General features: G+C 64.7%; 23 protein-coding genes. 12 read left to right on the top strand and 11 right to left on the bottom strand.

Annotation, left to right across the window (positions count from 1 at the left end; translation table 11 throughout):
- The first annotated feature begins 1 nt into the window (after window position 1).
- From ASD80_RS03945 to ASD80_RS03955, 3 genes are read left to right on the top strand one after another with little or no spacing between them, the layout of a single operon-like run.
- Window positions 2-823, top strand: coding sequence for an ABC transporter permease (locus ASD80_RS03945; RefSeq protein WP_056229285.1), 822 nt, complete (start codon window positions 2-4; stop codon window positions 821-823).
- Between the two features lie 9 nt (window positions 824-832).
- Entirely contained in the window at window positions 833-1,873 is a 1,041-nt protein-coding gene (locus tag ASD80_RS03950; RefSeq protein ID WP_056229287.1) for an ABC transporter ATP-binding protein, read from the top strand.
- The gene (locus ASD80_RS03955) at window positions 1,870-2,703 is read left to right on the top strand and encodes a glycerophosphodiester phosphodiesterase (RefSeq protein WP_056229290.1); all 834 of its coding nucleotides are present in this window, start codon (window positions 1,870-1,872) and stop codon (window positions 2,701-2,703) included. Before ASD80_RS03950 ends, ASD80_RS03955 begins: the two co-directional genes overlap by 4 nt.
- 297 nt (window positions 2,704-3,000) lie before the next feature.
- Here the strand turns inward: ASD80_RS03955 and ASD80_RS03960 are convergent, their stop codons facing one another.
- Complete coding sequence (locus ASD80_RS03960; RefSeq protein ID WP_056229297.1) at window positions 3,001-3,804, bottom strand: inositol monophosphatase family protein; 804 nt, start codon at window positions 3,802-3,804, stop codon at window positions 3,001-3,003.
- Window positions 3,805-3,816: 12 nt separating this feature from the next.
- Entirely contained in the window at window positions 3,817-5,490 is a 1,674-nt protein-coding gene (locus tag ASD80_RS03965) for a Na/Pi cotransporter family protein (RefSeq protein WP_056229299.1), read from the bottom strand.
- Window positions 5,491-5,893: 403 nt separating this feature from the next.
- On the opposite strand from ASD80_RS03965, the gene ASD80_RS03970 reads away from it, so the two are divergent.
- Genes ASD80_RS03970 through ASD80_RS03995 form a run of 6 tightly spaced genes read left to right on the top strand, consistent with a single transcriptional unit; the run spans window position 5,894 to window position 13,108 of the window.
- Window positions 5,894-7,408 carry an ABC transporter substrate-binding protein gene (locus ASD80_RS03970; protein WP_056229302.1) on the top strand — a complete coding sequence of 505 codons (1,515 nt, stop codon included), beginning with the start codon at window positions 5,894-5,896 and terminating at the stop codon, window positions 7,406-7,408.
- A gap of 50 nt (window positions 7,409-7,458) precedes the next feature.
- Complete coding sequence (locus ASD80_RS03975) at window positions 7,459-8,418, top strand: ABC transporter permease (RefSeq protein ID WP_056229304.1); 960 nt, start codon at window positions 7,459-7,461, stop codon at window positions 8,416-8,418.
- Window positions 8,418-9,257, top strand: coding sequence for an ABC transporter permease (locus tag ASD80_RS03980; protein WP_056229307.1), 840 nt, complete (start codon window positions 8,418-8,420; stop codon window positions 9,255-9,257). The genes ASD80_RS03975 and ASD80_RS03980 overlap by 1 nt, the downstream gene beginning before the upstream one ends.
- Window positions 9,254-10,978 carry an ABC transporter ATP-binding protein gene (locus tag ASD80_RS03985; RefSeq protein WP_056229308.1) on the top strand — a complete coding sequence of 575 codons (1,725 nt, stop codon included), beginning with the start codon at window positions 9,254-9,256 and terminating at the stop codon, window positions 10,976-10,978. Before ASD80_RS03980 ends, ASD80_RS03985 begins: the two co-directional genes overlap by 4 nt.
- A gap of 2 nt (window positions 10,979-10,980) precedes the next feature.
- Complete coding sequence (locus ASD80_RS03990) at window positions 10,981-11,982, top strand: serine hydrolase domain-containing protein (RefSeq protein WP_056229311.1); 1,002 nt, start codon at window positions 10,981-10,983, stop codon at window positions 11,980-11,982.
- A 10-nt stretch (window positions 11,983-11,992) separates the two neighbouring features.
- A complete protein-coding gene (locus ASD80_RS03995) occupies window positions 11,993-13,108 on the top strand; it encodes an anhydro-N-acetylmuramic acid kinase (RefSeq protein WP_056229313.1) in 1,116 nt (371 codons plus the stop codon).
- Between the two features lie 261 nt (window positions 13,109-13,369).
- On the opposite strand, the gene ASD80_RS04000 is transcribed toward ASD80_RS03995, so the two are convergent.
- The 9 genes from ASD80_RS04000 to murQ all read right to left on the bottom strand — a co-directional run bounded on the left by ASD80_RS04000 (window position 13,370) and on the right by murQ (window position 21,706).
- The gene (locus ASD80_RS04000; protein WP_056229317.1) at window positions 13,370-13,789 is read right to left on the bottom strand and encodes a GNAT family N-acetyltransferase; all 420 of its coding nucleotides are present in this window, start codon (window positions 13,787-13,789) and stop codon (window positions 13,370-13,372) included.
- Window positions 13,790-13,793: 4 nt separating this feature from the next.
- Window positions 13,794-14,705, bottom strand: a complete 912-nt coding sequence (locus ASD80_RS04005) for an ABC transporter ATP-binding protein (protein ID WP_056229319.1) — start codon at window positions 14,703-14,705, stop codon at window positions 13,794-13,796.
- Window positions 14,702-15,520, bottom strand: a complete 819-nt coding sequence (locus tag ASD80_RS04010; protein WP_056229323.1) for an ABC transporter ATP-binding protein — start codon at window positions 15,518-15,520, stop codon at window positions 14,702-14,704. The genes ASD80_RS04005 and ASD80_RS04010 overlap by 4 nt, the downstream gene beginning before the upstream one ends.
- Window positions 15,517-16,404, bottom strand: coding sequence for an ABC transporter permease (locus ASD80_RS04015; protein ID WP_056229326.1), 888 nt, complete (start codon window positions 16,402-16,404; stop codon window positions 15,517-15,519). Before ASD80_RS04015 ends, ASD80_RS04010 begins: the two co-directional genes overlap by 4 nt.
- A gap of 3 nt (window positions 16,405-16,407) precedes the next feature.
- Window positions 16,408-17,385: an ABC transporter permease gene (locus ASD80_RS04020; protein ID WP_056229329.1), complete on the bottom strand. Its 978-nt coding sequence runs from the start codon at window positions 17,383-17,385 to the stop codon at window positions 16,408-16,410.
- Between the two features lie 185 nt (window positions 17,386-17,570).
- Window positions 17,571-19,226 (bottom strand): ABC transporter substrate-binding protein, encoded by a 1,656-nt coding sequence (locus ASD80_RS04025; RefSeq protein WP_056229331.1) that lies wholly within the window; start codon window positions 19,224-19,226, stop codon window positions 17,571-17,573.
- A 33-nt stretch (window positions 19,227-19,259) separates the two neighbouring features.
- Window positions 19,260-20,282: a glycoside hydrolase family 3 N-terminal domain-containing protein gene (locus ASD80_RS04030; protein ID WP_056229442.1), complete on the bottom strand. Its 1,023-nt coding sequence runs from the start codon at window positions 20,280-20,282 to the stop codon at window positions 19,260-19,262.
- A complete protein-coding gene (locus ASD80_RS04035; protein ID WP_200950227.1) occupies window positions 20,282-20,770 on the bottom strand; it encodes a GNAT family N-acetyltransferase in 489 nt (162 codons plus the stop codon). Before ASD80_RS04035 ends, ASD80_RS04030 begins: the two co-directional genes overlap by 1 nt.
- Complete coding sequence (gene murQ, locus ASD80_RS04040; protein WP_056229336.1) at window positions 20,771-21,706, bottom strand: N-acetylmuramic acid 6-phosphate etherase; 936 nt, start codon at window positions 21,704-21,706, stop codon at window positions 20,771-20,773.
- Between the two features lie 215 nt (window positions 21,707-21,921).
- On the opposite strand from murQ, the gene ASD80_RS04045 reads away from it, so the two are divergent.
- From ASD80_RS04045 to ASD80_RS04055, 3 genes are all read left to right on the top strand, one after another.
- Window positions 21,922-22,770 carry a MurR/RpiR family transcriptional regulator gene (locus ASD80_RS04045; RefSeq protein WP_056229339.1) on the top strand — a complete coding sequence of 283 codons (849 nt, stop codon included), beginning with the start codon at window positions 21,922-21,924 and terminating at the stop codon, window positions 22,768-22,770.
- A gap of 335 nt (window positions 22,771-23,105) precedes the next feature.
- On the top strand, window positions 23,106-24,182 hold the full coding sequence (locus ASD80_RS04050) for an ABC transporter ATP-binding protein (RefSeq protein ID WP_056229342.1): 1,077 nt from the start codon (window positions 23,106-23,108) through the stop codon (window positions 24,180-24,182).
- Window positions 24,183-24,212: 30 nt separating this feature from the next.
- Window positions 24,213-25,454, top strand: a complete 1,242-nt coding sequence (locus tag ASD80_RS04055) for an extracellular solute-binding protein (RefSeq protein ID WP_056229345.1) — start codon at window positions 24,213-24,215, stop codon at window positions 25,452-25,454.
- Window positions 25,455-25,493 lie beyond the last annotated feature (39 nt).

The raw sequence follows: 25,493 nt of genomic DNA on the forward strand, positions 1-25,493 counted from the left end.
CATGGCCACCGCACTCATCCGCCGCCCGATCGACTGGACCGGCATCATCTTCGCCATCGTGCTGACGCTGGTCATCGTGCTTCCCCTGATCGTGGTGGGAACCTGGGCCTTCACCAATGTCTGGCGCTTTCCCGCGGTGATCCCGCAGGAATTCGGGCTCCGGTTCTGGAACCAGACGCTGGCGCGTGCCGACGTCTGGGGGTCGATCACCATGAGCCTGACGCTGGCGACGACGGTGACGGGCCTCTCCGCCCTGATCTGCCTGCCGGCGGCCTATGCCTTCGCCCGGCTCGATTTTCCGGGTCGGGACATCCTGTTCTTCTCGTTCCTGGCAGGGCACGCCTTCCCCAAATTCGGCCTGCTCGTCGCCATTGCCGGCATTTTCCTGCAGCTCAATCTCATCGGCACCTTCTGGGGCGTGGTGCTGATTCAGCTCGTGGGCACGCTGCTGTTCATGATCTGGATCCCGGTGGCCGCCTTCCAGTCGGTCGACCGGCGGATGGAAGAGGCGGCGCGCGATGTGGGCGCGGGGCCGTTCCGGGTGTTCTGGTCGATCACCCTGCCCCAGGCCGGGCCGACCATTGCCGCCGCCATCCTGCTCAGCTTCGTCGGCACCTTCTACGAAACCGAAGGCGCCTGGCTGATCGGCGCGCCGCAGGTGCGCACCCTGCCGGTGCTGATGATCTCCTTCATCAACAACCAGCCGGTCATCCAGTATGGCGCGGTGCTGTCTGTACTGCTCTGGGTTCCCAGCTTCATCGCCCTGCTGTTCGCCCGACGCGTGGTCAATTCGGGTTCGTTCGCCCGCGGCTTCGGGGGCTAGGAAAAACGCATGTCCATTCTCAAGATCAAAGACGTTTCCAAGATTTTCGCCAGCGGCCAGGTCCGCGCCGTCGACAATTTCTCACTCGACGTGGCCGATGGCGAACTGGTCTGCCTGCTCGGTCCCTCGGGCTCGGGCAAATCCACCCTGCTTCGCATGGTGGGCGGCTTCGAGCGCCCGACGTCGGGCCTCATGACCATCGATGGCGAGGACATCACCCACGTTCCGCCCGAGAAGCGCCCCACCGGCATGGTGTTCCAGAGCCATGCGCTGTGGACGCATATGAATGTGTTCAAGAACCTCGCCTTCGGCCTCAAGCTGCGCAAGGTCGCGCCCGACGAGATCAAGCGGCGGGTCGAAGCGGTGCTCGACCTGGTGGGCCTCAATGGCTATGGCACGCGCCACGTCGCCAAGCTGTCCGGCGGGCAGCAGCAGCGCGTGGCGCTGGCGCGATCGCTGGTGCTGGAGCCCAAGATACTGCTGCTCGATGAACCCTTTGCCAGCCTCGACCAGCACCTGCGCGAGCGGCTGCGAGAGGAAGTGCGCGATATCCAGCAGCGGCTGAAGATCACCACGCTGTTCGTGACGCATGGGCAGGACGAAGCGCTGTCGATGGCCGACCGCATCGTGGTCATGCGCGACGGGCGAACCGAGCAGATCGACCGCCCCGAAGTGATCTATCGCGAGCCGCAAACGCCCTTCGTCGCCGGCTTCATCGGCACGATGAACCTGATCGAGGGCAATGTCGCCAACGGCATTTTCAGCAAGGCCGGCTACTCGACCCCCCTGCCCGTCGGCGATGGCCCGGCCATCATGGCCATCCGCCCCGAAGCGCTGGACCTGGCGATTGCCGGCGAGGGCAGCCAGGGCAAGGTGCATCGGGTCACCGACTATGGCACCCATGGGCTGGTGGACCTCGAACTCAACGACGCCACCCGCATCAAGGCGATGGTGCCGCATCCGGATTTGTTCAAGGCCGGCCAGTCGGTCACGCTGACGCCAAAGGCCATTGCCGCCTATCGCGACGGCGTGGTGATCCACCGAGCATGAGCGATCCCATCTTCATCGAGCGCAACGGCCACCGCACCTGGCTCAAGTGGCATCGCGGGCGCCGCCGGGCGTCCGACCCGGTGTTTACCGGCACACGCATCATCGAGGCGATGCGGCTGGGCGCCAGCGTCGAGGTGGACCTGGTGGTCACGGCCGACAAGGGCATGGCGGTGCTGCATGACATGACGCTCGATCGCGAGACCACCGGGCGAGGCGCGGTTGCCGCGACAACCGACGCCGCGATCCGCAATCTCCACCTGCGCGGCAATGACGGCGCGCCGATCGCCGACCGGGTCATGCTGCTAGACGATCTCTGCGCCTTGATAGCTGAGGGCAGCGTGCATCCCGATGCACTGCTGCAGCTCGACTACAAGGAGGATGAGACCGTTCTCGACGGCAGCGCCATCGAGAATTTCGCCCGCGCCACCGGGCCGGTGGCCGGCAACATGATCGTGTCATCGGGCTCTGCGGCGGCGGTGAAGCTGCTGACCGGAGCAGTGCCCGGCATGCGCAGCGGCTACGACGCCAGCGACGAACAGCGCTTCAAGGCAGCACTGGCCGGCGGCACGCTGCAGGCCTTCGTCGATGACTCCGTCACCGCCCTTGATGGCACCGACATGATCTATCTCTATTGGGAAATCGTCACCCAGGCCGCCGATGCCGGCTTTGATATCATCGAGGCCTACCACAGGCACCGCAAGCGCATCGACGCCTGGACCATACGCGAAGCCAGCGCGGCAACGAAACCGGCCGTCGAACGCCTGCTGGCGCTGAAGGTGGACCAGATCACCACGGATGACCCGGAAGGTTTGATCGCGCTGGTGGGGTGAGGTGAGCGGAGCCTGCCCTTGTGTGGGCTGTTCACTTTGGACTTCTGTTCTTTCGCGCAGGGTCGGCTCTTTCGCCTCCCTCCCCCGTGAGGGGAGGGATTGAGGGAGGGGGTCCTCGGTGATCCACAAGACGACCCCCACCCCAGCTTCGCTACGGCCCTTTGGGCCGAGCGACGCTACCCTCCCCTCAAGGGGGAGGGGGCGCATGAATTGATGATTCAATAGCGAGAATGCAGCCGTTTCGGCAGCGGCGTCCAAAAACAAACACGCCCCACAAGGGGAACGTCCCTTCGCCCCCTATTTCGGGTCTTTCCGCGGTACATCCTTGAGCTTGTCCAGCAGATAGGCATGCGTCGCCTTGTTGGCCACCAATAGCGTGCCGGTGCGTTCGTAGATATCCGGGCCACGGCCCCACCAGTCGGTGACGACGCCGCCCGCTTCCTGCACCAGCAGGATTCCCGCGGCCGTGTCGACGAATCCGGTTTCCTCGTAATAGCCGGTCAGCCGGCCCATCGCGACATAGGCGCAGCTATTGGCGGCGCTGCCGACGATGCGGACGGCGCCGATGGGTGCCCTGATGGCGTCGAGGCGCTCATAAGCGCCCGGGTAGAGCTGCAAGCCCGGCGTCGGCAGGCCGGTGCCGATATTGCACAGGCCGATATCGGCCTGCTCGCTCACCCTGAGCCGTTCGCCGTTCATGAAGGCGCCCTGCCCCGGAATGGCGGTGAACATCTCGTCGGCCGGCGGATTGTAGAGCACGGCGCAGACCGTCCTGTTGCCCCGGCGCAGCGCGATGGAAATGGTGTAGTGCATGCCGTTGATGAAATTGGTCGTCCCATCGATGGGGTCGACCAGCCAGCGATGCTCATTGTCCGTATCGACCGGGGCGAATTCCTCGCCGGTGAAGCTCCAGCCAGGATAGCGGTCGAACAGGAATTTGCGGATCAGCAGCTCGCTCTCCTTGTCGGCGTCGGAGACGAAATCCGCCGGTCCCTTGATGCCGATTTCGAGATCGCGGAAGCGCTTGAAATAGGCCAGCGTCAAGGCTCCGGCTTCGCGGGCAATGGCAACCATGTCCGCGAGGACAGCATCGTAATTCATGGAAAGCTCCAGCTATTCGGAAGCCGTCTTCGGTTCGAGAACGGCATTGGGGCGCAGGCGGCTCTCATCGAGTTCGCCCTTGGTTTCGAGGATGGGATAAGCCACCGAGGCCAGGTGCGCATTGATGCGCTTGAGGTCGCGCAGCAGGTCGAGATGCATCGAGCTGGTTTCCACCGATGCCGGTACGCGCTCCCGCACGCGCTGGATATGCGTGCCGGCCGAGCGTGCCTCGAGCCGGCGCACATCCACCTTGGCGGCCACCAGTTGGCGGGCCAGTTGCGGATCACGCGTCATGAACACCGTCTGGCTCAACTGCATGTTGAGAATGGTCTTTTCGTAGAGCGCCACAATTTCGGCCAGGCCGTCGGCGGAGAATTTGAGCTGCCGCTTGGCGATCTTGCCGGCAACGTCGCAGAGCCCGCTTTCGACGATATCGCCGACATGTTCCAGGTTGATGGCAAAGCTCATGATCTCGGCGGACCGGCGCGCATCGTCCTCGTCCAGCTCGGTCTGGTCGAGCCGGGTCAGGTAGAGCTTGATGGCCTGGTTGAAGGCGTCTACATCGTCATCGAGCAGCGATACGGTGCTCCGGGTGGCCGGCCCCGGCTTGCGCAGGGCGTCCAGGCTCCCTTCTAGCATGCGCAGCACGATATCGCTGACGCGCAGCGTTTCGCGCTCAGCCGCCGCCAGTGCGATGGTGGGGGTGTCGAGCACGGTGTCGTCGAGATAGCGGGTGCCGCGCTCCGGCGCCGCAGGCTTGGGGATGGCCAAGGAAGCCAGCTTGCCGATCGGCCCGAGCAGTGGCAGAAACAGCACCAGCAGCGCAAGGTTGAAGCCGATATGAGCGGCAATGGTCAGATCGTCCGCATCCGGCAGAATGGTCTGCAGCAGCGCCGCAGCCGGCACGGCAAAGATGGTCAGCACGATAGCGCCGATAGCGCGGACCACCAGATTGGCCAGCGTCAGCCGGCGCGCCTCGGTGCCCTCATGCAGCGTCGCCAGCAGCGGCGGAATGGCGCCGCCGAGATTGGCGCCCGCCACCAGCGTCACCGCCAGCGGCGGCGGCACGATGCCGGCCGAGGCCAGCAGGGCCACGAATAGCACTACGGCGAGGCTCGACGAGGACACGAAAGCCAGCACCGCGGCGAGGATCAGCGCGAAGGCCGGCGCATCGCTCAGCCCCGAGAGGATGGCGGCCATCACCTCGGATTCGCGCAGGGGATCGGTGACATTGCCGACCAGTTGCAGCGCCAGCAGCATCAGGCCGAGGCCGAGAACGGCGCGGCCAACACCCTTGCCGCGCGCATATTTGCTCAGCGAAAACAGCGTGACGCCGACCAGGATCATAGCCGAGCCGAACCAGTGGACATCGAGCGACAGGATCACCGCCGCAATGGACGTGCCGACATTGGCCCCTAGCATCACCGCCTGCGCCATGCGCGGCTTGATCGCCCCATTGGAGGCGAAGCTCGCCGTGATGACCGCAGTGGCGGTGGAGGATTGCAGCGCCAGCGTCGCCACAATGCCCGATAGAACCGCGGTGAATCGATTACCCGTGCCCTTGGCGATCCACAGGCGCAACGACGCCCCGAACGCCCGCATGACGCCGGTCTTGATCATCCGCAGGCCCCAGAGCAACAGAGCCCCGGCGCCGAGCAGGTCGATCAACTGTATCGTAGAATGCATGTTCCCTTACCGAACCCGTATGGAACAGACATTGTACGCCAGTTCCCTGATCTGTCGACCGAATTCACGCACCGGTCAGCCTGGATTTCCGGTGGCCGTGCGCAATTGCAATCATCGGCCCAGATGCGGGCGAAACGATGATCCAGGGCCGCCTTCGAGGCGGCGGCATAACCGCGCGGCAGGCGGGTTAGAACCGGAAAATGCAATCCAAATGCAGACCAGTGTAGTACCAGTCTCGACATCGGCCATGGATCGCATAAGCTCGATATCAGACAGCCCCGCCTGCGGCGGGCATCTGGGATACATGGCGCCACAAGCATAAAGGCGAAGGGCAGTCTGGCGGCGCAGGGTCATCGAAGTGCGGCCTGGCGCCCGAAAAACATGCACTTCCAAGGGGAAGAGAATGCACATGAAATTCACCCAAACCGTTGTTGCCGGCATGGCCGCGATGCTGCTGTCCACGGCGCTGGCGCTGCCTGCGCAGGCGGCCGAGCTGCGCATGGCCTGGTCGCAGGATGCGACCGGTCTCGACCCGCATACGCAGACCGCGTTTTCATCGCTGCGCCTGCTGGAACTCATTTATGAGCCGCTGGTGCGCCTCGATGCCAAGCTCGATGTCGTACCGGCGGTGGCCGAGTCCTGGAGCTTTTCCGACGACGGGCTGACCCTGACCTTCAAGATCGACGCCAATGCCAAGTTCAGCGATGGCACGGCGGTCACCTCCGAGGACGTCAAGGCCTCGTTCGAGCGCCTGCTCGACGAAGCGACTGCGGCCGCAGCGCGGTCCAACTTCCTGTCGATCTCGGCGATCGATGCGCCCGATCCGGCCACGGTGGTCTTTACCCTGTCGCAGCCTGATGCACCGATCCTGGTGGCCATGGCCACCATCAACGCCGCAGTCGTGCCCGCCAAGGCCATCGCCGATGGCTCCATTGCCACGGTCACGCTCGGTTCGGGCCCCTTCGTGCTGGACCAGTGGGATCCCAATGCCAAGGAAGTGCTGAGCGTCAATCCGAACTGGGCGGGTGGCGACATCGCCTATGATGGCATCACCATTTCGGTGCTGCCGGACGAGACGGCCATTCTGGCTTCGCTGCGCGCCGGCCAGACGGACTTTGCCCTGCTCAACGATCCGCTGGTGGCAACGCTGGTGCCCAATGAGCCCAACCTGCAGCTCAATGCGGTGCCGGGCCTCGCCTACAACGTGTTGCAGCTCAACCCGTCGCGGACGCCGATGGACAATCTCAAGCTGCGGCAGGCCATATCCTGTGCGGTGGATCGCCAGGACATTCTCGATACGGCCCTAGTGGGCGAAGGCAAGGTGACCGGACCACTGACCATGCCCGCCTATGCCAGCGATCCATCGACCCTGTTCTGCTATGAGCAGGACCTCGAAAAGGCCAAGGCGCTGATGGCCGAATCCGGCGTCGAGGGCTTTACGGCCAAGGTCATTGCCGCAACGGGCGAACCGCCGGTTGCCTCGGCCGAGGCGCAAGTGCTGCAAAGCCAGTTGGCCGAAATCGGCATCACGCTCGAAATCGAGCTGATGGAACTCAACGTCTATGTCGACCGATGGCTGGCCGGCGATTTCGACATGGCCGTGGCCCTCAATGGCGGCCGCCCTGACCCCTATCCGATGTACAACCGGTATTTCACCAAGGATGGCAACCTGGTGAAGGTGTCGAACTTTACCGACGACGAGATCGACAGCCTGCTGCAGCAGGGACGGGTCGAAACCGACATCGCCAAGCGCAAGGAAATCTTCCAGAAATTCGAAGCCCGGCTGGCCGAGCTTTCGCCCTGGATCTGGCTGTCCACCTCGAACCTCTACACGGCGCAGCTCAAGACCGTGTCCGGCTTCGAATCGTCGGCTACCGGCACGCTTTTCGGCCTGACCAAAGTCACGCTGGCCCAGTAAGCCAAATCGGGCGGGCTACGGCCCGCCCCGTCACCAATCGGGCTGGATTCATGAACTACCTGGCGCGGCGGCTGCTGACTTTCCCGCTGATCCTGCTCGGCGTATCGCTGCTGGTGTTTTTCTCGATCCGGATGATTCCCGGCGACGCCATCACCGCCATGCTCGGCACCGAGGCGGGCCTGCTGACGCCGGTGCAGCGGCAGGCGCTTGCCGCCTATTTCGGCATAGACCAGCCGGTCGTGGTGCAATATGGCCGCTGGCTTGCCGGGCTGCTGCAAGGCGACCTGGGTATTTCGGTCACCTATGGCAAGCCGGTGCTCACCGTCATTCTCGAACGCTTTCCGCTGACGCTGGAATTGGCACTGCTTGCCATGGTCATCGCGCTGGGCATTGGTGTCCCGGCCGGCGTGCTGGCGGCAACCAACAATGAGCGATCAACCGACGTCGTCGTGCGTATCCTCGCCATGCTGGGCCAATCGACGCCCGGCTTCGTCGTCGGGCTCGTCATCATCTATGTGCTGTCGGTCTATTTCGGTTTCGTCCCGGCCATGGGCAGCTTTACCCCGCTCTGGGCCGATCCGCTGGCCAATCTGGGCCAGTTGATCTTTCCCGCCGTGACACTGGGCTTTGCCTTTGCCGCCTCGGTGACCCGCATTTCACGTTCGGCCATGCTCGACGTGCTGAGCGACGACTATATCCGCACCGCGCGGGCCAAGGGCGTGTCAGGGAGCAGCGTGGTGTGGCATCACGCGCTGCCCAATGCACTCATTCCCGTGGTGACGCTCAGCGGGGTCGAATTCGGTTACCTGCTGGGCGGCGCGGTCATCGTCGAGCAGATATTCGCCCTGCCCGGCTTGGGGCGGCTGACGCTCGACGCCATCGGGCAGCGCGACTATGCGCTGGTGCAGGGCTGCGTGCTGTTCATCGCCCTCAACTTCCTCATCGTCAACCTGCTGGTCGACCTGGCGTATGCCGCACTCGACCCGCGCATCCGGCTGAGTGCGCGCTGATGCGGATCATCCGGGACATCGCCAGCCATCCGACCGGCCGGGTGGGTGCCGCCATCATCCTGCTCTATCTGGTGCTGGCGCTGTGTGGGGCGCTGGGGCTGACGCCGCATGACCCGTTGCAGCAGTTCCGCATCGACCGGCTGCAACCGCCCAGCGCGACCTACTGGATGGGGACCGACCTGTTCGGGCGCGATACGGCGAGCCGGCTGATGATCGGCATCGGCCATTCCTTTATCATCGCCTTTGCGTCGGTGGGGCTGGCGACGCTGTTCGGCACGCTCATCGGCCTGCTGGCCGGCTGGTGGGGCGGGCTGGCCGACGGGCTGTTCATGCGCGCCATGGACGTGTTGCTGGCCTTCCCGGCGATCCTGCTGGCGCTGCTTATCATCGCGGTCACCGGCCCCGGCACCTTCACCAGCATTGCCGCCATCGCCATCGTCTATACGCCGATCTTCGCGCGGGTGGTGCGCGGGCCGACGCTGTCGCTCAAGCGGCGCGACTTCGTCGATGCGGCACGGACCTTCGGCAGTTCGCAGCGCTATGTCCTCAGCCGCCACCTGCTGCTCAACCTGGTGGCGCCGCTGACCGTGCAGGTGACGCTGGCGCTGGCCTGGGCACTGTTGACCGAGGCCGGACTGAGCTTCCTGGGGTTGGGCACGCAACCGCCAGCACCATCGCTCGGCCTGATGATGAGCGAGGCGCGCAACCTGATGCAGCAGGCCCCGTGGCTGCTGGTGTTTCCGGGGCTCACCATCATGCTTGGCATTCTGGGCTTTAACCTGTTCGGCGATGCCCTGCGGGACATCCTCGATCCGCGAACCCAGCGGAGGACGGCATGAACCCGCTGCTGTCGGTGCGCGACCTCACCGTTGCCTTTGGCAAGGATGCCAGCCAGCCGGTGGTCAAGGGCGTGAGCTTCGACCTCAAGCCCGGCGAAACGCTGGCCATCGTGGGCGAGAGCGGGTCGGGGAAATCGGTCACCGCGCTGTCGATCAATCGGCTCGTGGATTTCGGTGGCGGCCGTATCGTGGGCGGCTCGATGGGCCTGACTCGCCCGGATGGGGCGGTGCTGGAACTGTCGCAGGCCGAAGAGAAGACACTGGTGGGCATACGCGGACGGGAGATCGGTATGATCTTCCAGGAGCCGATGACCTCCCTCAATCCGGTCCACACGGTGGGGGCGCAGATCGAGGAGGCATTCCGGCTGCATCGGGGGCTGGAGGGTCAGGCGGCCCGGCAGGCCGCGCGGGAGGCGCTGGACCGGGTGCGGATTGCCGATGCAGGGCAACGCCTGCGCTACTATCCGCACCAGCTTTCCGGCGGCATGCGGCAGCGGGTGATGATCGCCATGGCGCTGGCAGGCAATCCGCGCCTGCTCATCGCCGACGAGCCGACGACGGCGCTGGACGTGACCGTGCAAGCGCAGATCATGGCGCTGCTGGCCGAGCTCAAGGCCGAAATGGGCATGGCGATGATCTTCATCACCCATGATATCGGCCTTGTCGCCGGCATAGCCGACGACGTGCTGGTGATGCAAAATGGTGTTGCGGTGGAACAGGGGCGGCTGGACGCCGTGCTCGACGCACCGCAGCACGATTATACTCGACACCTGCTGAATGCCGTGCCCCATTTCGATGGTGGCCGGGCGGCGCGCGATGATGGCACAAGGACCGAAGGCCGCGCGAAGCCGATGGTGGCGGTCAGGGATTTGATGGTGCGGTTTCCGGTGGGGCGCGGCTTGTTTTCCCGCAATCCTGGCGCCGTTCATGCCGTCGAAGGGGTCGATTTCGACCTGGTGCAGGGCGAAACGCTGGCTATCGTGGGGGAAAGCGGATCGGGCAAATCCACCACGGCGCGGGCTATTCTGGGGCTGGTCGAAGCCACGCGCGGCACGATCGATGCCGCCAGCGGGCATGGCGACAGGCCGATACAGATGGTGTTCCAGGACCCCTTTGCCTCGCTCAATCCGCGGCTCGATGTCGAAAACCTGCTGGCCGAGCCGGCGATCGCGGCCGGGCGGCGGGTCGATGCCGCGCTGCGGGAGCGCATGACGTTCCTGCTGGAAAAGGTGGGCCTGCCGACCGATTGCCTGGCGCGGTATCCGCACCAGTTTTCCGGCGGACAGCGGCAGCGGCTGTGCATTGCGCGGGCGCTGATGCTCAACCCCGATGTGGTAGTGCTGGACGAGGCAGTATCGGCGCTCGATGTTTCGGTGCAGGCGCGGGTGCTCGATCTACTCATTGATCTGCAAAGAGAATTCGGGCTGGCCTATCTCTTCATTTCGCATGACATGGCGGTGGTGGAACGCATCGCCCATCGCGTGGCGGTGATGTATGCCGGACAGATCGTGGAAATCGGCGATGCCGGCGCGGTGCTGTCGCGGCCGCAGCACAGCTATACCAGGCGGCTCATCGCCGCCGTGCCCGGCATGGATCGTCGCCGCCAGCGCTATGATGTCGATACGACACCGGTCCCCTCGCTGGTGCGGCCGCGGGGCTACGAGCCGCCGCGGGCGGACTGGGTCGACGCGGGGCCTGGCCATCGGGTAAGAGTAGAATAATCATGGACTTAGAGCAAAGATTTGACAGCGCTTTCGCGCCGCTGGCCGAGGCAATTGCCGCCGGAAAAATCCCTGGCGGGGTGCTGGGCATGGTCGATGCGGCGGGGCAGCGGGTGACGCGGGCGATCGGGGAAGCACAGAAAATCCCGGCTTCGCGACCGATGACCGAGGAGACCTGGTTCGACCTGGCGTCGCTGACCAAGGTGCTGTTCACGACGCCGCGTATCCTGGCGCTGGCCGAGGCCGGGCGGATCGATCTGGATGCGCCGCTGACCAGTGCGATACCGGATTTCGCGCAATACAATCCTGATAACTGGCAGCGAAAAGTTACGTTCCGCCAATGCCTTGGGCACCAGACGCCGTTTCCGGGGGTGTTTCCGCTTTATACCCATGGCGATGATCCCAACCGGCTGCGGCATTTCGTTTTGCAGCGGGACTGGCCGGCCGGACCAGCAGTTTATTCAGATATCAACTACATCCTGCTGGGCATTGCCATCGAGCGGCTGGAGGGTAAGACGATCCGAAAAATCGAGCCTGGACAAGGGTTTGCGTGGAGCGCCGACTCGGCATTGGCGGCGGCGACGGAGAGCGATCCGTGGCGCGGGCGGGTGCTGTGCGGGGAGGTGCATGACGAGAATTGCGCGGCTTTGCAAGGCTCGGGCCATGCGGGGCTTTTCGGCACCACTTCGGCGGTGCTGGAATTCGCATTTGGGGCGCTTAATGCTAGCGGACTGTTAGCATCGAGCGTCGCGCTGATGCGAAAACCACTGAGCGCGCGCCGGACCCATGGCTGGGAGCGGCCCTATGACGGATGGTCGGGCGGCGAGCATTGCTCGGCGGGCACGATCGGCCATACCGGTTTCACAGGTACGGGACTATGGATCGATTTCGAGCGGGGCCATGCCTGGACCCTGCTGACCAATCGTGTGCATCCGACACGGCATTTCGACAGCGGCATCCTGGCGCTGCGCAGGGCCGTGGGTGACGCCATCAACCAGAACTGAGGAACGTGTGATGGACCCCATCTGGACCATCGGCCTGATGACCGGAACGGTGCTGGACGGCAATATCGACATTGCCATGGTCAAAACCGACGGCGAGAGCATCGAGAGCTTCGGCCCCTATACGCTGGCGCCCTATAGCGCCGAGGTGCGGGCGCTGCTGGAGGAGACGCTGGCACAGGCGCGCCGGTGGAACTTCGGGGGGCCGGAACCGGAAATTTTCGGCCGGGCGGAACAGGCGCTGACGCGGGCGCAGTCGGAAGCGGTGCGGCGCTTCGTCGAGGCGTCAGGAATGCAGATGAGCGATATCGGGGCGGTGGGCTTTCATGGCCAGTCGGTGCTGCACAGGGCACCACAGCCGGGGCGCATCGGCGATACGCGGCAATTGGGCGATGGCGCGCTGATGCACGAGATGCTGGGGACGCGGGTGGTCTATGATTTCCGCACGGCGGATGTGCGGGCCGGTGGCCAGGGCGCGCCGCTGGCGGCAGCCTATCACCAGGCGTTGCTGCGGCGGCTGGGGACCCATGGCGATACGGCCGTGCTCAATCTGGGCGGGGTAGCCAATGTGACCTGGTGGGATGGCGCGGACCGGCTGATTGCCTTCGATACCGGGCCGGCCAATGCGCCGATCAACGATTTCGTCAAGGCGAATGGGCGGGGCGAGATGGATCGGGACGGCGCGATCGCGGCGCGTGGAACGGTGGATGAGGCGCGGTTGCGGGAACTGCTGAAGCATCCCTATCTTGCTGCCCCCTCCCCCAAATCGCTGGATCGTTTCGACTTTTCCGCCAGCATGGCCGACGGTCTCAACCTGGAGGCGGGGGCGGCTACGCTGACGGCGTTCACGGCGAGCGCTGTGGGCAAGGCGCTGGACCTGCTGCCGCAGCGGCCCAGACGGCTGATCGTATCCGGTGGCGGGCGGCACAATCCGACACTGATGAAAATGCTGGGCGAGCGGGCCGGCGTTACGGTGGTGAATGCCGACGGCGTCGGCTGGCGCGGCGATGCCATCGAGGCGGAATGCTTTGCGTTTCTGGCGGCGCGGGTGCTGCGGGGGTTGCCGATCAGCTTTCCGACGACGACGGGCGCGCCGAAGCCGATGACGGGTGGGAGGATTGCGGGGTAGGTCTTTGCCTCAGGGGTGACGTTCATTCCTCCCTCTCCCCTTGAGGGAGAGGGCGGTTCTTCCGCGTCCAACGGAAGAACCGGGTGAGGGTGCTGCGCCATCCCATGCTGGCCCCTTTGTGAGGTGGGGATTTTCTGCGATCAGCAAAGCCACCTGAGGGCCAGTGAAGGACCCCCTCCCCAGCGACGCTAGGGCCGTCCGGCCCAGCTTTGCTACCCTCCCCTCAAGGGGGAGGGTGGGCAGGAGCTCATGGTCTGGTGGCTAAAGCACTTTCTGCAGGAATGTCCGGGTGCGGCCTTTGGGGAAGTCGGGGAGGCTGCCGAAGGGAGTGTAGCCGGCGCGCTGGTAGACCTTGAGGGCGACGGGGTTGAAGGTGTCGATATAGGCGCCGTGGCAGGCGCGGTGGCGGGCTTCGGCTTCGGCGGCGGTGAGGAGGCGGGTGGACCAGCCCTGCCCCCGCTGGGCTTCGGATAGCCAGAGCCATTGAATATAGAGCCAGCCCCAGGCGGTGTAGCCGGAGAGACCGCCGAGGATGGGGCCGGCGTCGTCGCGCAACAGGACGGCGAGGGGTTGGCGGTCGGCGGGGCCGACATCGGCCTCGTTGAAGTGGGTGAGGTTGTCGCCGATCGTGGCCAGTTCATCGGCGGTGGGGGCGGCTGTCGCGGCAAGGGTGAGGGGCATGGCCCTATTCCGGCATGGGACGGATGAAGTGGTTTTCGGCCACCTGCTGAACTTCGGGCTGGGGTAACGCAGCCTGGCGGCGGATGGTTTCGATGCGGCTCAACTCGCTGTCGGGCGGGGTTTCGGCGAACGGGCGGTCGGGGTCGGGCACGGCTGAGAGCAGCAGGCGGGTATAGGGGTGCCGGGGATCGCCCAGCACGCTTTCCATGGCACCCCATTCGACGATCTGGCCGGCATACATGACCATGATGTCCTCGGCCACGTAGCGGGCGGTGGCGATGTCGTGGGTGATGTAGAGCAGGGCCAGGCCGAGTTCGGCCTTCATGTCGTTGAGCAGATTGAGGATGCCCAGACGCACGGAGACGTCGAGCATGGAGGTGGGCTCGTCGGCCACGATGACCTGCGGATTGACCGCCAAAGCGCGGGCGATGGATATGCGCTGGCGCTGGCCGCCGGACAGTTCGTGCGGGTACTTGGCCATCATCAAGGCCGGATCGAGCTTGACCCGCTCCAGCAGTTCCGCGATGGCAGCGGTGCGCCCTGCCCCGTCGAGGCGTGGCTGATGCAGCCGCAGGGGCCGTTCGAGGTGGTAGCGGATGGTGTGGACCGGGTTCAGCGACGAGAACGGGTCCTGGAACACCATCTGCACCGAGGCGCGATAGGCCTTGAGGGCGCGGGCATCGCCCTTGCCCAGCGGCGTGCCGCGGAACAGCAATTGGCCGCCATCGGGCTGGTATTCGCGCATGATGAGGCGGGCGGCCGTGGTCTTGCCGGAACCCGATTCCCCCACCAGCGCCAGCGTGCGGCCGGAATGGAGGGCGAAGGAGACGGCGCGCGCGGCATAGACCGGGCGGTCGGCATGGCCGAAGACTTTCGAGACATTGTCGAGCGCCAGGATGGGCGGTGCCTCATTCATGCGCCGGCCTCCTGGCGGATCTGTGCGCCATGCAGCTTGGGCATGGAGGCCCAGAGGCGGCGCGTATAGTCGTGCTGGGGGGCGCGATAGATGGTCCTGGCGTCGTTGACCTCGACCAGTTCGCCTTCGAGCATAATGCCGATGCGGTCGCTAACCTGCACCATGAGGCCCAGATCGTGGGTGATGAACAGGACGGAGAAGCCCAATTCCTTGCGCAGCTTATCGATGCGCTGGAGGATCTCGCGCTGCACGACCACGTCGAGCGCCGTGGTGGGTTCGTCCATGATCAGCAGTTTTGGGCTGAGGGCGAGGCAGATGGCGATGACGATGCGCTGGCGCATGCCGCCTGAGCATTGATGGGGATAGGACGAGAGGCGATCGGGGGCGATATCGACCAGCTTGAGCAGTTCGGCGGCGCGGGCGCGGGCGGCTTCGCGGGTGATTTTGCCGTGGGCCCTGAGCACGTCGTAGAACTGGTCCTCGACGGTCAGCACCGGATTGAGCGAGTTCATGGCGCTCTGGAACACCATGGCGACCTCGCGCCAGCGGAAGCGGCGCAGCTCCTCGTCATCGAGCGCCAGCACGTCGCGGCCGCCGACGAGAATCCGGCTACCAGCGCGGATCAGCGCCGGGGGGCGGTGCAACCGGCTGACGGCGAAGGCGATGGTGCTCTTGCCACAGCCGGATTCGCCGGCCAGCCCGAAGAATTCGCCGGGGGCAATGTCGAAGCTGACATTTTTCACGGCATGGAAGTCGGTTTCGGCGCCGACATAGTCGATATCGAGATTGCGGATGGAGAGGACCGGGTCGCTCACAGCTTGCCCTCCCCGAGGCGGACCATGCGGGTCCAGCGGTTCAGCATGCCGCCGGTGCGCAGGCGCGGATTGGCGATTTCGTCGATGGCGAAATTGATGAGGGCAAGGCCGAGGCCCAGTACTGCCAGGGCGATGCAGGGCGACAGCAAATCCCACCAGGCGCCGACCGACAGGGCCGAGGCATTCTGCGCATTGTAGAGCATGATGCCCCAGGAGACGGTGTTGGGATCGCCCAAGCCGAGAAATTCCAGGGTCGCCTCGGTGATGACGGCGAAGATGACGCTGCCGATGAAATTGATGCCGACGATGGAAATGAGATTGGGGAAAATCTCGAAGGCCATGATGCGCCAGCCGGGCTCGCCCAGCATTTCGGCGGATTTGACGAAATCGCGCTGGCGGATGGAGAGCGTTTCCGAGCGGGTGACGCGCACGCCCCAGGCCCAGGAGGTGAAACCCAGAATGATGGCGATGACCAGGGGGCTGGCCTGGCCGATGAAGGCGGCCAATACCAGCAGCAGCGGCAGGTTTGGCACCACCAGCACCATGTTGGTGAAGAAGTTGATGACTTCGTCGACCACGCCGCCCTTGTAACCGGCGATGATGCCGAGGACGGTGCCGATAACGGTGATCAACAGCCCAGCCCCGAAGCCGACGGCCAGCGAGACACGGGCGCCGTGGACCAGGCGGGAGAAGACATCATGGCCGATGCGCGTGGTGCCGAGCCAGTGTTCCCATGAGGGCGGCTGGTGCGGGCGGCCGACGCGCTTGACCGGGCTATATTCGGTGAGCAGCGGAGCGAAGATGGCCACAAGGATGACCAGCAGCAGGATAGAGAGGCCGATCATGGCCTTGCGGTTATGCAGCAACTGGGTGACAAGCTTCATCGATCAGGCCCTCTTGAGGCGCGGATCGAGCAGGACATAGCTCAGATCGACGGCGAAGTTGGAGATGAGCATGGCGGCGGTCATGATCAGCAACTGGCCCTGGATGACCGGATAGTCGCGGGCGAGGATGGCCTGGTAGAGCGTGTTGCCGAGGCCGGGATAGTTGAACACCACCTCGGTCACCAGCGAGCCGCCCAGGATGGTGCCGACGGCAATGGCGAGGCTCGATACGGTGGGCAAGAGGGCGTTGCGGGCGGCATACCACAGCATGACGTTGTCTTCGGTCAGGCCCTTGGCGCGGCCCATGACGATGTAATCCTCGCCCAGCAGGTTGATCATGTTGTTGCGCATGGTCACGGCGAAGCCGCCGGTCAGCACGATGACCAGCGTCAGCATGGGCAGCGTGCCGTGATGGAGCACGCTGGAGATGTAGGTCCAGTCGAAACCGGGATCGAGCATGGGATCGGCGGCATAGCCATTGGGGAACCAGCCCAGCGTGTAGCCGAAGACGAAAAGCATGATGAGCGACACGACGACGGCCGGAACGGAGCTGGAGAAGATGGCGGCCAGCGAGACGATGGAGTCGAAGAGAGTGGCGCGGCGCCAGGCGGCCATGACGCCGAGGAAGGAGCCGAGGGTGAAGCTGATGAGGGTGGCGATGCCGACCAGGCCCACGGTCCAGACCAGGGCGCGGCCCAGCAGGTCGGTAACCGGGAGGGGGAAATATTTGATGGAGCGCCCCAGATCGCCGGTGAAGACGCTCTTGAGGTAGGAGAGATACTGCTCGTGCAGCGGCGCGTCGATGAAGCCGAAGGTGAGCTTGAGGGCGTTGAGATTGTCCAGCGACAGCTCCGAACCGGCGCTGGCGAACATGATCTCGATGGGATCGCCCGGCATCAGGCGGGGCAGGAAGAAGTTGATGGTGGCGGCGGCGATGAAGGCCGCGAGGTAGAAGGCGAGGCGCCGCAGCAGAAAGGCCATGGGTGATGTGTTCCTTTCGGGTTGCGGGTTGGGCCGGGTTTCACCCGCCCACCGGGCGGCACCTCCCCCTTGACGGGGGAGGCTGGGAGGGGGTGTGGGGTGCACCGATATCGGGGCTAAACATCCCCCACCCTTGATCCCTCCCCGCAAGGGGGAGGGTGTCGACTGCGAACGTTGCGATCAGCCTATTCCACCGGATCGAGATCCAGCAGCTGCAGCAGGCGGGCGGGGTTGGCGTTGGAGACGACCGGGGAGTATTTCGGGTCGTCGGCATCGGCCCAACCGGTGAAGCGGGTGGTGTTGTATTCGTAGAAGCTGGGGCTGTTATAGACCGGGATGACCGGCATGGCCTCGGCGACGATGAGCTGGATCTTGTCCATGATCGCCTTCTGCTCGGCCGGGTCCTTGATCTGCGAATACTGGTCGAGCAGGTCCATCACCTCGGCATTTTCCCAATGCGGGGCGGTGAAGCGGCTCTTGCCGAAATCGTCCGGATTGAACGAGCGGCGGTAGGGGAAGTAGGGATCGGCGGCCGAGGCCAGGGCATTGAGGGTCATGGAATATTTGCCCTCGATCAGGTCCGAGGTCCAGACGGCGGCTTCGGGGGTGCTCATCTTTACGTTGAGGCCGGCTTCGGTCAGGCTTTCCATGGTGATCTGGACCGCGTCGATCCAGTCGGTCCAGCCATTGGGGACTTCGATATCGATGGCGATGGGGGTGCCATCGGGATTGTCGCGGAAGCCGTCGCCATCGGCATCGACATAGCCGGCCGCATCGAGCGCGGCGACACCGGCATCGAGGTCGAACTTGCCGTATTGACCATATTGGGTGGCGACTTCGGGATTGGCGAAGGACTTGTAGAGCTCGCCCAGCATGGAGGGGTCGTCGTTGATCAGCGGATAGCCGTAGCCGGCGATATCGATGATGGTCTGGCGGTCGACCAGCATGGAGAGGGCGCGACGGAAGTTGACGTCAGTGAACGCCTTGCGGTTGTTCTCGTCGGGCGTGACCATGCTGAGCTGGAAGGAGACCAGGCTGGACGGGGTGAACCAGTATTTGTGGTGCTCTGGATCCTTGGCGACGAAAGTGTTGTCGATGTCGGGGATGAAGCTCGTGGCCCAATCGAGCGTGCCATCGGCCAGGGCCGCCAGTACCTGCGGGTTGTCGGCAAGCTGCGGCAGGCGCATGCAGTCGACGGCCAGGTTGTCCGCGTCCCAATAGTTGGGGTTGCGGCACTGCTCGTAGACCTGGGGGGTGAAGCGGGTGATTTCGGTCAGCGGGCCGGAACCCACCGGGTTTTCGTTGGCGAAGGTCACCGGATCGGCGATATCGGCCCAGATGTGCTCGGGGACGATGGGCATGCCGACGATGGTGTTGGCGATCAACGAATTGGGCTCGTTGAGGTTGAAGCGCACGGTGCGGTCGTCGAGCTTTTCCACCGAGGTCAGCAGCGCCGAGACGGAGATGAAATCGAGGGCCGGGAATTTCTTGATGTAGTCGTAGGTGAAGACCACGTCATCGGCGGTCAGCGCCTCGCCGTCGGACCATTTGAGGCCATCGCGCAGGGTGAAGGTGATCGACTTGAGGTCGTCGGCCAGCTCGAAGCTCTCGGCCAGGCGGAAATGGGGCTGGTTGCCCTTGAGGCGGTTGAACACCACCAGCGGCTCATAGATGAAATCGAGCGTGGTGGCGCGGGCCGAAGTCTGGCCGAAGGGGTTGAAGTTGCGCACATAGGTCGTGGTCTGTTCGGAGCTGGCCGTCAGCACCGCCTGGGCGCTGGCGGGGGCCACCGAGGCCAGTAGAGCGGCCGACACGGCCGCGATCAGCGAAGTTCTAAGCATTGCAGTTTCTCCTCTGTTATTTCCGGCCGCGCGCTAAGCGAAACCGTTCTCCCTGAAAATCTGTTCCACTTCGGCGTGGAGTGCCTTTACGTCCACCCTGGCAGTGCCGAGCCGGGCCTGGGCCCGGGCGATGCGGCCGAGGCTTTCCTCGGTCAACGGCCGCGCTGCATTGGCCGCGGCATAGCTCGCGGCCAGATCGCCCTGACTGTGCAGGGCAATGTCGTAGCCGGCATCGAGGGCGGCGCGCACACGCTCCGGCCAGGTGCCTTTCAGTGCCTCCATGGTGAGGCAATCGGTAATCAGGACGCCATCATAGCCAAGGTCGCGGCGGATCAGGTCACACACGAGCGGCGACACGGAGGCCGGGCGATCGGGATCGATGCGGGTGAAGATCAGGTGCGCGACCATGGCCCAGGGCGTGTCCCGGAGGGCGATGAAGGGGCGGAAATCGGTTTGCCGCATGTCCTCGACAGATGCCTCGACCACCGGGCAAGCGAAATGCGGATCGACGGTGACGCGGCCATAGCCGGGAATGTGCTTCATGATCGGCATTTCGCCGGTTTCGAGCATGGCCTCGATGACGACGCGGCCCATGGCGATGACCAGATCGGGATCGTCGCCGAAGGCGCGGCCGCCTATGACGTCATGCGTGCCCGATCGAGCCAGATCGACGACGGGCGTGGTGCCGCTGCCGATGGTCAGCTCGGCCATCATCGAGCCCATGGCCAGGGTCGAGAGGCGCATGGCGCGCTTGCCGAGTTCGAGATCCTTGCGAGCCAGGGCGCCGAAGCTGCCCAGATTGCGGAAGCTCGGCCAATTGCCATTGTCGAGCCGCTGCACGCGGCCGCCTTCCTGATCGATATAGACCGGCGCATCGGCGCGGCCCACGGCCTCGCGGAACTGGGCGCAGAGGCGACGGACCTGATCGGGCGTGTCGATATTGCGCCGGAACAGGAAGAGGCCGAACGGATTGACCTCGCGGAAGAAGGCGATTTCGTCGGCGGAAAGGTCATAGCCGGGCATGCCGACGAAGAGGGCGAGTGGCGTGGACATGATCAGCCTGCCGCCCTCGGCTTGAGGCGCAGCAGGCCCTGGTAGATGTCCTCCTTGTCGGAGGGGATGGGCATGGCGCCGGCGGCATTGACGTAGAAATCGACGGGGCCGGCCGAACCGATGACGGCATAGGCATAGCCCTGGGCCTTCATGGCGACGAGGGCGCGATGAAACAGAGCCAGACCGATGCCCCTGCCCCGCTGACTCTCGGAGACCCCGGTCGGCCCGAAAAAGCCGCGGGCCGTGGCGTCGTAGCAGGCAAAGCCGACCAGTTCGCCATCGACCACCGCGATGAGGCAACCGGGCGGCTGGTGCGCCATGGCGGCGCTGACTTCGCTGACCCAGTATTCGCTGAAATGGGTGCGCACCCAGTCCTTGATGATGTGCTGCTCGGGCGGCAGGGCGACGCGGATGGTCGCGGCGACGCCTTCGACGCGCTGGCGCAGGTCGTCGAGCTTGCGGCCATAGAGATTGACCAGCAGGTCCATGATCTAGCTCGCTGCGCGCGGCTGATGCTGCGCGGCGGCCCGGCGCAGGAAGCCGTCGGCTTCGGCCAGCGCCGCTTCACCGGCGCGCGCGTCGAGGCCGGTAAGAGCCATGAGGATGGCGAGCTTCACGTTGTTGCTGCTTTCAGCGAGATAGCGCTCAGCCTCTTCGGTGGTGCAGCCAGTCGCCTCCACCAGGATGCGGGTGGCGCGGGCGGCCAGCTTTTCATTGCTGACCGACAGGTCGACCATGAGATTTTCGTAGGACTTGCCGATGCGGATCATGCTGGCGGTGGTCAGCATGTTGAGCACCAGCTTCTGCGCCGTGCCCGACTTGAGGCGGGTGGAGCCGGTGAGGGCTTCGGGGCCGACCACCGGGGAAATGGCGATATCGGCCATGCGCGCAATAGCCGAATCCGGATTGCAGGACAGCGCGACCGTGGTGGCGCCGACCCCTGCAGCATAGTCCAGCCCACCGATGACATAGGGGGTGCGGCCGCTGACGGCGATGCCGACTACGACATCTTTTGCCGACAGGCTAATCTTTTCGAGGTCGCGGCGACCCTCGCCGCGGTCATCCTCGGCGCCTTCGATGGGATGGCGCAGGGCACGATCACCGCCGGCGATGAGGCCGATCACCATACCCTCGGGCACGCCGAAAGTGGGGGGGCATTCGGAGGCGTCGAGCACGCCGAGCCGGCCGCTGGTGCCGGCGCCCATATAGACCAGCCGGCCTCCGGCCTTGAAAGCGTCCACGATCTTGTCGACGGCCGCGGCGATATGGGGGAGTTCCTGCTGGACGGCGCCGGAGACCTGCGCGTCCTCGGCATTCATGGCTGCGAGAATCTGCTGGGTCGACATGAGGTCGATCTGCACCGTGGCAGGGTTTCTGGCTTCCGAAACCAGTTGCTCCAGCTCGGCCATCAGAACGCTCTTCGCCATCGTGTCCTCACGTCAAATTCGACAGGATGCTAGGAGCGATTATTCCTCAAGTCAACGAAGTGCAGAATATTGTATTCCTCCTGCCGCCTGCCTGTGTACAATGCACCCGGCCCGACCGCGGGCCGCCGAAGCAGAGCGCCATTGCCAGCGAGGGGGCAACGGAACTAGTGCTGGCGCCTGTCCGACCCGGTTGCCGGCGGCTCAAGGGAGAAGGCATGTCGATACTCAAGGCTCTCAGTGCTCAACTCGATTCCCTGACCGCCGCCGACCGGCAGATCGCGCAGTTCATCATCGACCACCCCAACGAGATGCTGGCCATGTCCTCGGCGGCGCTGGCGGAAGCGACGGGGCGCAGCCAATCGAGCGTGGTGAAGTTCAGCCAGAAGCTGGGCTACGGCGGCTACCAGCAGCTCAAGCTGGCGGTGAACAAGGCCAAGGCGCTGGAATGGCAGGCGCCGGGCGGGGTGATCCACGGCACAATCGATGCCAGCGACAGCTATATGACGATCCTGCAGAAGCTGATCGGCAGCAAGCTGCTGTCGATGCGGGAAACCTCGGCGGCCAATTACGAACACACGATCGACGCGGCGCTGGATGCGCTGGGCAATGCCCGCAAAATCCAGCTCGCCGGGGTGGGTGCGTCGTCGCTGGTGGCGCGCGACTTTTCCTACAAGCTGCTGAAGCTGGGGCGCTCGGTGCTGATGGACAGCGACAGCCATATCCAGATCGCCAATGCCTCGGCGCTGAATGGACAGGATACGCTGATGGCGCTGTCGCATTCGGGACGGAGCCTGGAAACGCTGCGCATCGCCGAAGTCGCCAAACGGCGGGGAGCCAAGGTGATTTCGGTGACCGGGCTGCAACCCAATCCGCTGCTCGACCTGGCCGATATCCACCTGTTCACCGTCGCCGACGAGGAAAGAGTGCGCTCCTCGGCCATCACCTCGCGCGACGCGCAACTGACGCTGATGGACATGCTGTTCATCCTGCTGGTGCGGCAGCAGGCCGATGCGCATGACTATGTGCATAACAGCGAAAGCGCGGTGACCGTGCTGAAGGCTTGAGGGCCGACGGCCTGGCAAAGCGGGGGTGAGGGGTAAAGGCTCCTCGGCCCGAGCCGCGAGGGTGAACCCCTCAACCGGCGCTGCGCGCCGACCTCTCCCTCGGGGGCGGGTGAGTTGCGCTCCACTCCACATTCGTTCCCTTTGAGGGCGGAGAGTGGCCCTCGGGTCGAGCCTGAGGGCGGTGCGGTGGGTTTGGATGTGTCCAACGATTTGTAATATTCTATTCTTGACAGTCGCCTATTTTGGAATTCAGTATTCCAATCGTCGGCAACGCGCCCAGGAGAGGCGTGGCCGCATTGGCATGCTTGCCCATCGGCGGCGGCCAAGGAGGAAACTTGGCTCAACTGTCACTCCGCGGCATCAAGAAGCGCTTCCGCAATACCGAAGTGCTGCACGGCATCGACCTCGAAATCGGGGATCGGGAATTCGTGGTGTTCGTGGGACCGTCGGGATGCGGCAAGTCGACCCTGTTGCGGCTGATCGCCGGGCTCGACCCGATGACGGATGGCGAATTCCTGCTCAACGGCCAGCGCATGAACGAGGTGCCGCCATCGCGGCGCGGTATCGCCATGGTGTTCCAGAGCTACGCGCTCTATCCGCATATGGACGTCTACGAAAACATGGCCTTCGGCGCGCGGCTGATGGGGCTCGACAAGGCCGAGGTGGAGCGGCGGATCGCCGAAACCACGCGGATGCTGCGGCTGGAGGAATTGCTGCAGCGCAAGCCGCGCGAGCTTTCCGGCGGGCAGCGGCAGCGCGTGGCCATCGGCCGGGCACTGGTGCGCAAGCCCGAAGTGTTCCTGCTCGACGAGCCGCTGTCGAACCTCGACGCGGCCTTGCGCTCGGAAGTGCGGCTGGAGATTGCCCGGCTGCATCACGATATCGGCGGCACGATGATCTATGTGACGCATGACCAGGTCGAGGCGATGACGCTGGCCGACAAGATCGTGGTGATGAATGCCGGGCGGATCGAGCAGGTCGGCTCGCCGCGCGAACTCTACGAGACGCCGGCCAATACTTTTGTTGCCACCTTTATCGGCTCGCCGCGCATGACGCTGCTCGACGTGACGCGCAAGGATGAGCGGCTGGCGATGGCGGATGGTGGCGGCGGCGTGGCCGTGGGCGCCCTGCCCGCGGGTTCGGCCTTCAGGCTCGGCCTGCGCTCCGACGCGGTCAGGCTGGCCAAGGGCCAGGGCGAGGGCTTTGCCGGACAGGTCGTCTACACCGAATATCTGGGCGACAATGCCTATGTCTATGTGCGCCTGGCCGATGGCACGCTGCTGGCGGCGCGCACCGCCCCCAATGACAGTTTCGCACCCGATGAGACGGTGACCGTCACGGTCAATCCGGCCTCGGTGCATTTCTTTTCCGCCGAGGATGGCCGGCGGCTGACGCCACAAGCGGCAGAATAAGTCCATGCCAGATAAAAGTGAGGGAGAAAAATGAAGACCAATCTCATCCGCATCGGCGCGGCCCTGGGGGCCGTGCTCATCGCCGCCCCGGCGCTCGCCCAGGACCTGACATTCTGGAGCTGGCGCCAGGAGGACCGCGCCGCCTATGAACAGTTCATCGATACGTTCGAGGCGGCCAATCCCGGCATCACCGTGAAGTTCGAGACCTTCGAGGCGGCGAACTACAACACCATCCTGTCGACGGCCCTGGCCGGCGGCGTGGGGCCCGACGTGATGATGGTGCGCGCCTATGGCGGGCTGGAAAACGTGGCGTCGGCCGGGTATCTGGAGCCGCTCACCACCGAATCCGTACCGGCGCTGGCCGAGTTCGCCGCGCCTGCCGTGGCCGCGGAGTCGATGCGCTCGGATGGCACGATCTATGCCGTGCCGTTTGCCAGCCAGACCCAGCTGGTCATCTACAACAAGGCCATTTTCGATGCCAACGGGCTTGCCGAACCGCAGAGCTGGGACGAACTGGTGACCGCCAGCCAGACGCTCAAGGATGCCGGCGTCATCCCGTTTGCCAATGGTACGGCGACCGCCTGGCAGAACGAGACCGTGACTTTCGGGCTCGGCTCCTCGCTGATGGGCAAGGCTTTTTATGACGAGCTGATGGCCGGCACCGCCGACTTCACCGACGCACGGTTTACCGACGCGCTGGCGGCAGTCAACGAAGTGGCGCAGGACTACTTCCCCGATGGTTTTATCGGCCTCGACTATCCCTCGGCTCAGCAGCTGTTCAGCTCGGGCATGGCCGGCATGTTCATCGGCGGGTCGTATGAAATGGCGACGTTCAAGGCGCAGAATCCGGATATCGAGCTGGGCGTGTTCGCCGCGCCGGGCAAGACCGCCGAGGATGCCAAGCTGGTCGGGCTCTATTTCGACGGCGGTTATGCGGCCAATGCTGCGGGCGCCAACAAGGAAGCCTCGATCAAGTTCCTCAACTACCTTGCCAGCAAGGAATTCGGCCAGGCCTTCGCCAATACGCTGAGCAATATCTCGACCATTCCGGGCGTCAGCTTCGACAACCCGCTGCTGGCCGAGGTCAACGAGCTCAACAAGTCCTCGATCCCCTATCTGATGCTGGCGCATTTCCGCTATGGCGAGCCGTCCGGCTCGGTGCTGATCCAGAGCGAAATGCAGAAGCTGTTCGCGGGCGAAACCACGCCTGAAGCGATCGGCGAGGCGCTGACCACCGGCCTGGCGGCCTGGTACGCGCCTTTCCAGAAGTAAGCCTGCCCTCCCGGCGGCGCCCCTCCCCTGTCCCGGGGG

The organism is Devosia sp. Root635 (genome assembly GCF_001427605.1).
Taxonomy (GTDB): Bacteria; Pseudomonadota; Alphaproteobacteria; order Rhizobiales; family Devosiaceae; genus Devosia.

Coding starts and splice junctions, on each gene's coding strand:
- ASD80_RS03975 (WP_056229304.1), top strand. CDS start 7,459: ATGAACTACCTGGCGCGGCGGCTGCTGACTTTCCCGCTGATCCTGCTC.
- murQ (WP_056229336.1), bottom strand. CDS start 21,706: ATGGCGAAGAGCGTTCTGATGGCCGAGCTGGAGCAACTGGTTTCGGAA.
- ASD80_RS04020 (WP_056229329.1), bottom strand. CDS start 17,385: ATGGCCTTTCTGCTGCGGCGCCTCGCCTTCTACCTCGCGGCCTTCATC.
- ASD80_RS04000 (WP_056229317.1), bottom strand. CDS start 13,789: ATGCCCCTCACCCTTGCCGCGACAGCCGCCCCCACCGCCGATGAACTG.
- ASD80_RS04045 (WP_056229339.1), top strand. CDS start 21,922: ATGTCGATACTCAAGGCTCTCAGTGCTCAACTCGATTCCCTGACCGCC.
- ASD80_RS04055 (WP_056229345.1), top strand. CDS start 24,213: ATGAAGACCAATCTCATCCGCATCGGCGCGGCCCTGGGGGCCGTGCTC.
- ASD80_RS03970 (WP_056229302.1), top strand. CDS start 5,894: ATGCACATGAAATTCACCCAAACCGTTGTTGCCGGCATGGCCGCGATG.
- ASD80_RS03960 (WP_056229297.1), bottom strand. CDS start 3,804: ATGAATTACGATGCTGTCCTCGCGGACATGGTTGCCATTGCCCGCGAA.
- ASD80_RS03950 (WP_056229287.1), top strand. CDS start 833: ATGTCCATTCTCAAGATCAAAGACGTTTCCAAGATTTTCGCCAGCGGC.
- ASD80_RS03945 (WP_056229285.1), top strand. CDS start 2: ATGGCCACCGCACTCATCCGCCGCCCGATCGACTGGACCGGCATCATC.
- ASD80_RS03955 (WP_056229290.1), top strand. CDS start 1,870: ATGAGCGATCCCATCTTCATCGAGCGCAACGGCCACCGCACCTGGCTC.
- ASD80_RS03995 (WP_056229313.1), top strand. CDS start 11,993: ATGGACCCCATCTGGACCATCGGCCTGATGACCGGAACGGTGCTGGAC.
- ASD80_RS04005 (WP_056229319.1), bottom strand. CDS start 14,705: ATGAATGAGGCACCGCCCATCCTGGCGCTCGACAATGTCTCGAAAGTC.
- ASD80_RS04025 (WP_056229331.1), bottom strand. CDS start 19,226: ATGCTTAGAACTTCGCTGATCGCGGCCGTGTCGGCCGCTCTACTGGCC.
- ASD80_RS03965 (WP_056229299.1), bottom strand. CDS start 5,490: ATGCATTCTACGATACAGTTGATCGACCTGCTCGGCGCCGGGGCTCTG.
- ASD80_RS03985 (WP_056229308.1), top strand. CDS start 9,254: ATGAACCCGCTGCTGTCGGTGCGCGACCTCACCGTTGCCTTTGGCAAG.
- ASD80_RS03990 (WP_056229311.1), top strand. CDS start 10,981: ATGGACTTAGAGCAAAGATTTGACAGCGCTTTCGCGCCGCTGGCCGAG.
- ASD80_RS04015 (WP_056229326.1), bottom strand. CDS start 16,404: ATGAAGCTTGTCACCCAGTTGCTGCATAACCGCAAGGCCATGATCGGC.
- ASD80_RS03980 (WP_056229307.1), top strand. CDS start 8,418: ATGCGGATCATCCGGGACATCGCCAGCCATCCGACCGGCCGGGTGGGT.